The sequence below is a fragment of the Synechococcus sp. F70.1 genome, from assembly GCF_047502745.1.
Lineage (GTDB): Bacteria > Cyanobacteriota > Cyanobacteriia > Thermostichales > Thermostichaceae > Thermostichus.
In genome coordinates this window covers 1-812 of the sequence record NZ_JANSJL010000119.1, presented here as the reverse complement: position 1 = coordinate 812, position 812 = coordinate 1, and the positions used below count along the sequence as shown (strand labels likewise).

Genomic DNA, 812 nt, shown 5'->3' with positions numbered 1-812 from the left:
GAGCCAGCCACAGGGCAAAAAGCGCACCGGCACCAGATCGATAGGCTCGATCAGCCAAGGCAGCTCTAGGTCGAGGGGATGCTCGAGCAACCAGCTCCTCAGCTTGGGCCGATCCAAGATCTGACAGCAGAGGCGAGCAAACTGACGGGGGTGCATGGCCCGCAAGCTCCAAAGAGCCCTGGGCAAGGAGCAGCCCACTGCTTCGCGGTACTCCTCGGCTTCCGCCAGTTGCTGCCGGGTGAGGTAGCCTGTCTGCACCAGCCAGGACTTAATCGACTGCAGCATGGCCTCTAGGTTGGGGTTCGGCTTCAGTCTGGCTTAAGCGCAAGTCCGTGACTAGCCCCCTACGAGGGGATTGGGGATTCGGGGCGGCGGGCCAAGCGTTGGTAGGTATTCCAGGCCCCTACTGCCAGCAAGAGAGCCAGCACTAGCACCAGCCAGTAGCGGTACTGCCACAACAGGAGCTGCCAACTGAAGCGGCCTGGGTAGCGCACCCGATAGCCTTGAGGAGTGAGATCCCAACTCTGTACCTGGGTGAGCTGGGGGGTGGCAGCGTAGGCGGTGAGCACGTTTCCCTGTAGCTGGTTGGCCAGGCGGGTGCGCGGATCGGCAAGGTCGCGGCTGAGGCGCTCTGCCAAAGCCGGGTCAGATCCCCACCAGGAAAGCCAAAGGTTCGGCTTACCTTTCAGGAGAAAGTACTGCAAAAGGCCGAGGTTTTCTTGAGGCTGAGCGGCCAAGGCCACCTGCTGGTTGAGGGGATTGATGATTTCAAACTGGGATCCCAGCCGGATGGGGCTATTAAGCTCCACCTG

At 61.3% G+C, this 812-nt stretch carries 2 pseudogenes; both read right to left on the bottom strand.

Annotated features, from left to right (window positions below):
- Positions 1–285: pseudogene (locus tag NW860_RS11195) on the bottom strand (glycosyl transferase); the annotation flags it as partial.
- A 59-nt stretch (positions 286–344) separates the two neighbouring features.
- A pseudogene (locus tag NW860_RS11190) lies at positions 345–812 on the bottom strand (hypothetical protein); the annotation flags it as partial.